7 protein-coding genes and 1 tRNA gene are annotated in these 7,152 nt (G+C 68.8%); 7 read left to right on the forward strand and 1 reads right to left on the reverse strand.

Annotated elements, in window-relative coordinates:
* Nucleotides 1-70 precede the first annotated feature (70 nt).
* The 7 genes from CCL05_RS39310 (at nucleotide 71) to CCL05_RS39340 (ending at nucleotide 5,694) form a co-directional block, all read left to right on the forward strand.
* A tRNA-Gln gene (locus tag CCL05_RS39310) sits at nucleotides 71-143 on the forward strand.
* Nucleotides 144-257: 114 nt separating this feature from the next.
* Entirely contained in the window at nucleotides 258-1,703 is a 1,446-nt protein-coding gene (glmU, locus tag CCL05_RS39315; RefSeq protein WP_086565397.1) for a bifunctional UDP-N-acetylglucosamine diphosphorylase/glucosamine-1-phosphate N-acetyltransferase GlmU, read from the forward strand.
* A gap of 136 nt (nucleotides 1,704-1,839) precedes the next feature.
* Nucleotides 1,840-2,820: a ribose-phosphate diphosphokinase gene (locus tag CCL05_RS39320; RefSeq protein WP_020271633.1), complete on the forward strand. Its 981-nt coding sequence runs from the start codon at nucleotides 1,840-1,842 to the stop codon at nucleotides 2,818-2,820.
* Between the two features lie 204 nt (nucleotides 2,821-3,024).
* A complete protein-coding gene (locus tag CCL05_RS39325; RefSeq protein WP_086565398.1) occupies nucleotides 3,025-3,618 on the forward strand; it encodes a 50S ribosomal protein L25/general stress protein Ctc in 594 nt (197 codons plus the stop codon).
* Between the two features lie 69 nt (nucleotides 3,619-3,687).
* A complete protein-coding gene (gene pth / locus CCL05_RS39330) occupies nucleotides 3,688-4,290 on the forward strand; it encodes an aminoacyl-tRNA hydrolase (protein ID WP_086565399.1) in 603 nt (200 codons plus the stop codon).
* Between the two features lie 42 nt (nucleotides 4,291-4,332).
* Complete coding sequence (locus tag CCL05_RS39335; RefSeq protein WP_086565400.1) at nucleotides 4,333-4,836, forward strand: hypothetical protein; 504 nt, start codon at nucleotides 4,333-4,335, stop codon at nucleotides 4,834-4,836.
* Between the two features lie 138 nt (nucleotides 4,837-4,974).
* Entirely contained in the window at nucleotides 4,975-5,694 is a 720-nt protein-coding gene (locus tag CCL05_RS39340; RefSeq protein WP_086565401.1) for an LPXTG cell wall anchor domain-containing protein, read from the forward strand.
* Nucleotides 5,695-5,761: 67 nt separating this feature from the next.
* On the opposite strand, the gene CCL05_RS39345 is transcribed toward CCL05_RS39340, so the two are convergent.
* A partial coding sequence (locus tag CCL05_RS39345) for a phosphoenolpyruvate carboxylase (protein WP_143590024.1) occupies nucleotides 5,762-7,152 on the reverse strand: 1,391 nt, incomplete at its 5' end.

Below are 7,152 nucleotides of genomic sequence, written 5' to 3' on the forward strand. Positions count from 1 at the left end.
AGGGCTGGTGGCATGGAATGGTCTCCGGGATCACCGCATCCGTCTCCTCAGGTAAGGTCTGATGCAGCCATCCGCCATGGGGTAACTGGTAGCCCGCGGGCCTTTGAAGCCCTGTAGTGCTGGTTCGAATCCAGCTGGCGGAGCTGCACGGTGTGGGGCCTGACAGGAATGCCAGGCCCCACACCCCCACCCCCCACAAAAACCCCCCGGTATCCTGCGGATGTCACCCCACCCCATCCACAGCCGAAGGGCATCCCGTGAGCGCCAACCGCCCGGCAGCCGTCGTCGTTCTCGCAGCGGGTGAGGGCACCCGTATGAAGTCGGCCACACCCAAGGTCCTGCACGAGCTCTGCGGCCGCAGTCTCGTGGGACACGTGCTCGCCGCCGCGGGCGAGCTGCAGCCCGAGAACCTGGTCGCCGTGGTCGGCCACGCCCGGGAGAAGGTCACCGCCCACCTCGGTGAGATCGCCCCGGACGTCCGCACGGCGGTTCAGGCGGAGCAGAACGGCACCGGGCACGCCGTGCGCATGGGGCTGGAGGCGCTCGGCGGGTCCGTCGACGGGACGGTCGTCGTCGTGTGCGGGGACACTCCCCTGCTGACCGGCGAGACGCTGCGGGCCCTGTCCGCCACCCACACGCAGGACGGCAACGCGGTCACCGTGCTGACCGCCGAGGTGCCGGACGCGACCGGCTACGGCCGGATCGTGCGGGACGACTCGGGTGCCGTGACGGCGATCGTGGAGCACAAGGACGCCACCGACGCGCAGCGGTCGATCCGGGAGATCAACTCGGGGGTGTTCGCGTTCGACGGGCAGTTGCTCGCCGAGGCGCTGAAGAAGGTGCGGACGGACAACAGTCAGGGCGAGGAGTACCTGACCGATGTCCTCGGCATTCTGCGTGAGGCCGGGCATCGGGTCGGGGCGTCCGTCGCGGGCGACCACCGTGAGATCGCCGGCATCAACAACCGCGTGCAGTTGTCGGAGGCGCGTCGCATTCTCAACGACCGGCTGCTCACCGAGGCCATGCTGGCCGGTGTGACGGTGATCGACCCGGCGACCACCTGGATCGATGTCACCGTCACGTTCGAGCAGGACTCCGTCGTCCACCCGGGCACGCAGCTGCACGGGTCGACCCATCTCGGGGAGGGCGCGGAGGTCGGGCCGAACTGCCGGCTGACCGATACCCGGGTGGGTGCCGGTGCGCGTGTCGACAACACGGTGGCTGTGGGTGCGGAGGTGGGGCCCGGGGCGTCGGTCGGGCCGTTCGCGTATCTGCGCCCGGGGACGCGGCTGGGCGCGAAGGGCAAGATCGGGACGTATGTCGAGACGAAGAACGCGTCGATCGGGGAGGGGACGAAGGTGCCCCATCTGTCGTATGTCGGTGACGCGACGATCGGTGAGTACTCCAACATCGGGGCCGCGAGTGTGTTCGTGAATTACGACGGTCGGGAGAAGCACCACACGACCATCGGTTCGCATTGCCGTACGGGCTCGGACAACATGTTTGTGGCGCCTGTCACGGTCGGGGACGGTGCGTACACCGCTGCCGGGTCCGTGATCACCAAGGATGTGCCGCCCGGTTCGCTGGCCGTGGCCCGTGGTCAGCAGCGGAATATCGAGGGTTGGGTGGCTCGGAAGCGTCCGGGGAGCGCGGCTGCGAAGGCGGCCGAGGCGGCTTCCCGGGGGTCGGCCGAGGAGGGCTGACCGGAAACCGGTGCCTGAAACACGGCGTACGGTGATAAGTGCACACCCCGCACCCCCACCAGCTGAGACGGCCTCTCGCAAGCGGCTGAGAGGTCTCTCGATACCCCAGCTGCGACACCTCTGAGGAGACAGTGCTGTGACCGGGATCAAGACGACCGGCGAGAAGAAGTTGATGTTCTTCTCCGGCCGCGCCCACCCCGAGCTTGCCGAGGAGGTCGCCCAGCAGTTGGGTGTCGGGGTTGTCCCGACGAAGGCCTTCGACTTCGCGAACGGCGAGATCTATGTGCGGTATCAGGAGTCGGCACGTGGTGCCGACTGCTTCCTGATCCAGAGCCACACGGCTCCGATCAACAAGTGGATCATGGAGCAGTTGATCATGATCGATGCGCTGAAGCGTGCGTCGGCCCGCTCCATCACCGTCATCGTGCCGTTCTACGGTTACGCGCGGCAGGACAAGAAGCACCGGGGACGTGAACCGATTTCGGCGCGTCTGATCGCGGACATGATGAAGACCGCGGGTGCGGACCGGCTGCTGACCGTGGATCTGCACACGGACCAGATCCAGGGCTTCTTCGACGGTCCGGTGGATCATCTGTTCGCGCTGCCGTTGCTGGCGGACTACGTGGGCCGGAAGGTGGACCGGGAGAAGCTGACGGTGGTGTCTCCGGACGCGGGCCGGGTGCGGGTCGCGGACCGCTGGTGCGACCGGCTGGGCGCGCCGCTGGCGATCGTGCACAAGCGCCGGGACAAGGATGTGGCGAACCAGGTCACCGTCCACGAGGTCGTGGGTGAGGTGAAGGGGCGCGTGTGTGTCCTGGTGGACGACATGATCGACACGGGCGGGACGATCTGTGCCGCGGCGGACGCGCTGTTCGCGCACGGCGCGGAGGACGTGATCGTGACGGCGACGCACGGGGTGCTGTCGGGTCCGGCGGCGGATCGGCTGAAGAACTCGCGGGTGAGTGAGTTCGTGTTCACGAACACGCTGCCGACGCCGGGTGAGCTGAGTGCGGATCTGGACAAGATCTCGGTGCTGTCGATCGCGCCGACGATCGCGAGTGCGGTGCGTGAGGTGTTCGAGGACGGTTCGGTGACGAGCCTGTTCGACGAGCAGTAGGAGCTCCTGGTCCTCTTGACCGGGGTTGTGTAGATCGTTTTGGGTGCGGCCTCTGTCGCCGAGTAGACTGCTGAAGTTGCTCGGCGAGGGAGGCCGTACCGCTTCTTCTGGAAGCTTGTGCGGTGGTCCGTTATCGACGCGCTCTTCGTAGCAGGCCGTTCGTGGCCGGGTGACCACGTCCGTTTCTGACTTCGAGGAGTGAGTATGTCCGAGGTGAAGATCTCCGCCGCGACGCGCACCGAGTTCGGCAAGGGTGCCGCGCGCCGTATCCGTCGTGAGGACAAGGTTCCGGGTGTGCTGTACGGGCACGGTTCGGACCCGCTGCACCTGACCCTGCCGGGTCACGACCTGCTGATGGCGCTGCGTACGCCGAACGTGCTGATCGCGCTGGACATCGACGGCAAGCAGAACGAGCTGGCGATTCCGAAGGCCGTGCAGCGTGACCCGCTGAAGGGTTTCCTGGAGCACGTGGACCTGCAGCTGGTGAAGCGTGGCGAGCAGGTCAACGTCGAGATCTACGTGCACACCGAGGGTGAGCTGGCCCCGGGCGGCAACCTGCTGGAGCACGTGCTGAACGCGCTGCCGGTGGTGGCCGAGGCGACGCACATCCCGGAGTCGGTGACGGTGTCCGTGGAGGGTCTGACGGCGGGTGACTCCGTTCTCGCCAAGGACATCCCGCTGCCGAAGGGCACGACGCTGGATGTCGAGGAGGACACGGTCGTCCTGCAGGTCCTGGCCGCGCAGGCCGAGGAGGCCGAGGGCGAGGAGTCCGAGGGCGACGAGGCCGCCGAGGCCTGATCCTCTTCGTCGTCGTTTCGTCGGCCGCTGTTCCCGTGCGGAGCAGCGGCCGACGCGTATGAAGGAGACATGGACGTGACGACCGATGCGGCCGCTCCGTGGCTGATCGTGGGGCTGGGCAATCCGGGGCCGGAGTATGCGGGGAACCGGCACAACGTGGGTTTCATGGTGGCCGATCTGCTGGCGGACCGGGTCGGGGGGAGGTTCAAGCGGGCCGGGAAGGCGCAGGCGCAGGTCGTCGAGGGCCGGATCGGGCCGCCGGGGCTGTCGAGCCGGCGGGTGGTCCTGGCGAAGCCGATGTCGTACATGAATCTGTCGGGCGGGCCGGTGAACGCGTTGCGGGATTTCTACAAGGTGCCGGTCGCCCATGTGGTGGCGATTCATGATGAGTTGGACATCGATTATGGGGTGTTGCGGCTGAAGCTGGGGGGCGGGGACAACGGGCACAACGGGCTGAAGTCGATGACGAAGGCGTTCGGGGCGGATTATCACCGGGTGCGGTTCGGGATCGGCCGGCCGCCGGGGCGGATGCCGGTGGCGGATTTCGTGCTGCGGGATTTCTCGTCGGCGGAGCGCAAGGAGCTGGACTATTTCGTGGACCGGGCGGCGGACGCGGTGGAGTGTCTGGTGATCGAGGGGCTGGAGCGGGCGCAGAGTACGTACAACTCCTGACTTGTCACCCGCGGGAGTTGACCGGCCGCGCGGGTATGGCCAATGATCCCGGCCATGCCTGCCTCTGCCGCCGCCACGCACCAGAGCGCCCATGCCGTGCTGCGGTGGGGGCGGTTCGCGGCGATGGGCACGGTGGCGGTGCTGATCCTGATCGCGGGTGTGTGGGCGTCGTGGGGTACGGCGCAGCACGTGATGCTGACGAAGGGCCGGGAGCACGGCACGGTCGATGTGACGCGGTGCGGGCCGGACACGTGTACGGGCCGGTACGCGCCGTTGTCGGAGGGTTCGCAGCCGCGGTCGCGGGTGGTGCTGGAGAGGTCGGTCGCGGTGCACCAGGGCCGGACCTACACGGTGGTCATGAAGCCGGGCAGCGATGAGGCGGTGCGTTCGGGTCCGGCCGGGGTGCTGTACGCGTGGATTCCGCTGGGTGGTGCGCTGTTGCTGGCGTCGGTGGTGGTGGCGGGCGGTCTGCTGCGGACGCGGGCGGCGTGGGTGATGGCGTTGTCGGGGGTGGCGTTGCTGACGGCGGCTTTCGTGTCCGTCTGAGGGGCTGGGGCGTTCTTCCCTTCTGTGGAGGGGACGAGCGTTGCGCGTTCGTGCTTGACGGGGCTTCTGGCGAGGCTGGAAGCTGAGCCGCCCCCTCCACATCTTCCCGGTCCCTTCACGAAGATGGACGTCCTCTCGATGCGAACCCTCATGCCCGGCGGCGCTGTCTGCGCCGCCGCTTCCGCGGTCCTCCTGCTTGCTCCGGCCGCTCACGCGACCCCTCCTGGTGACAACGGCACGGTCAAGATCCACGACGCTTCGACGGGCGAGGAACTGCGCCGCAACGAGCCTCATGTGTGCACGTTCTACCTGGACGCTTTCGGTTTTGACGGTGTCCAGGAGGTCGACTGGCACATCAACGCGATTCCCCCGAGCGAGAACAAGGGGGAGACGGTGAAGTCGGGCGCGCTCACGCTGGACGGCCAGGGCCACGCTCGTACGGAGGATCTGTCGCTGCCGGACGGGCACTACAAGCTGTTCTGGAACTTCGACGGTGAGAAGGGTGCCGCCAAGCACAAGGTGTTCTGGACGGACTGCGAGGACGAGGAGCCCGGCGGTTCGACGCCGTCCGGGTCGGCTTCGCCGTCGCCGTCGTCCTCGTCCTCGGCGTCCGAGTCGCCGTCGGCCGGACCGGGCTCGTCGGCGTCTCCGACGTCCTCGGCGTCCCCGAGTGCGTCGGCCGGCGGGGGCGTGTCGGCGTCCTCGTCGCCGTCGGCGTCGCCGCAGGGCGGTGCCGACGGTGATCTGGCCGAGACGGGCAACGGGGCTCCGGTGGGGCTGCTGTCCGGTGTGGCCGCGGCGCTGGTCGCGGGTGGCGGGTTCCTGGTGCTGCGTCGCCGGAGGCTCGGCCGCGGCTGAGGTGGAAACGTGACCGTGCCCCCGAGCCTGTACGGGCTCGGGGGCACGGTTGTGTCCGGGGTGCGGGTCAGCCGGTGTTGCGCAGGCCCGCTGCCACGCCGTTGACGGTGAGGAGCAGGGCGCGGGCGAGCAGCGGGTCGGGCTGTTCGCCGGCGGCGGCCGCGTCGCGCTGCCGCTTGAGCAGGGCGACCTGGAGGTAGGAGATGGGGTCGAGGTAGGCGTCGCGGATGGCGAAGGTCTGCTTGAGGACGGGTTCGGCGTCGAGGAGTTCCTGTTCGCCGGTGACCTTCAGGACCTCGGCGACGGTCAGTTCGTGTTCGGCCTTGATGGTGTCGAAGACGTGCTTGAGCTCGTCGGGGACGAGGGTGTCGACGTAGTGCTGGGCGATCCGCAGGTCGGTCTTGGCCAGGGTCATCTCGACGTTGGAGATGAAGTTGCGGAAGAAGTGCCACTGTCCGTACATCTCGTCGAGCACGGTGTCCAGGCCCGCCTCGCGCAGGGCCTTGAGGCCGGAGCCGACGCCGAACCAGCCGGGGACGATCTGCCGGGACTGGGTCCAGCCGAACACCCACGGGATGGCGCGCAGTCCGTCGAGCGAGACGCCGGAGCCGGGGCGGCGGGAGGGCCGGGAGCCCAGGTGCAGGTCGGCGAGCTGGTCCACCGGCGTCGACGCGAGGAAGTACGTCGGCAGGTCGGGGTCCTCGACGAGGCGGCGGTAGGCGGCGTGGGCGGCGTCGGAGACGACGTCCATCGCGGCGTCCCAGCGGGCGAGGGCCTCGGTGGACTGGCGGGGTGCGGTGTGCAGGGCGGAGGCCTGGAGGGTGGCCGCGACGGTGAGTTCGAGGTTCTCCCGGGCCAGGGACGGGATGAGGTACTTGTCGGAGATGACCTCGCCCTGCTCGGTCACCTTGATCTCGCCCTCCAGGGTGCCCCAGGGCTGGGCGAGGATGGCGTCGTGGGTGGGGCCGCCGCCGCGGCCGACGGTGCCGCCGCGGCCGTGGAAGAGGCGCAGGCGGACGCCGTAGCGGTGGGCGACGTCGCGCAGGCGGCGCTGGGCGCGGTGGATCTCCCACTGGCTGGTGGTGATGCCGCCGAACTTGGAGGAGTCGGAGTAGCCGAGCATGACCTCCTGGACGTCGCCGCGCAGGGCGACGAGGCGCCGGTAGGAGGGGTCGGAGAGCATGTCTTCGAGGATGGTGTCGGCGGCCTTGAGCTCGTCGGTGGTCTCCAGCAGCGGCACGATGCCGATCTTGGCCCAGCCGGCGTGCAGGTCGATCAGGCCGGCCTCGCGGGCGAGGACGGCGGCGGCGAAGACGTCGTCGGCGCCCTGGCACATGGAGATGATGTACGACTCGATGACCTCGGGTCCGAAGACCTCCAGGGCCCGCTTGACGGTCTGGAAGACGCCGAGGGTCTTCTCGCCGGGCGCGTCGACGGGTGCCGGGGTGGGGGCGAGGG

Source organism: Streptomyces africanus (assembly GCF_002150735.1).
Lineage (GTDB): Bacteria > Actinomycetota > Actinomycetes > Streptomycetales > Streptomycetaceae > Streptomyces > Streptomyces africanus.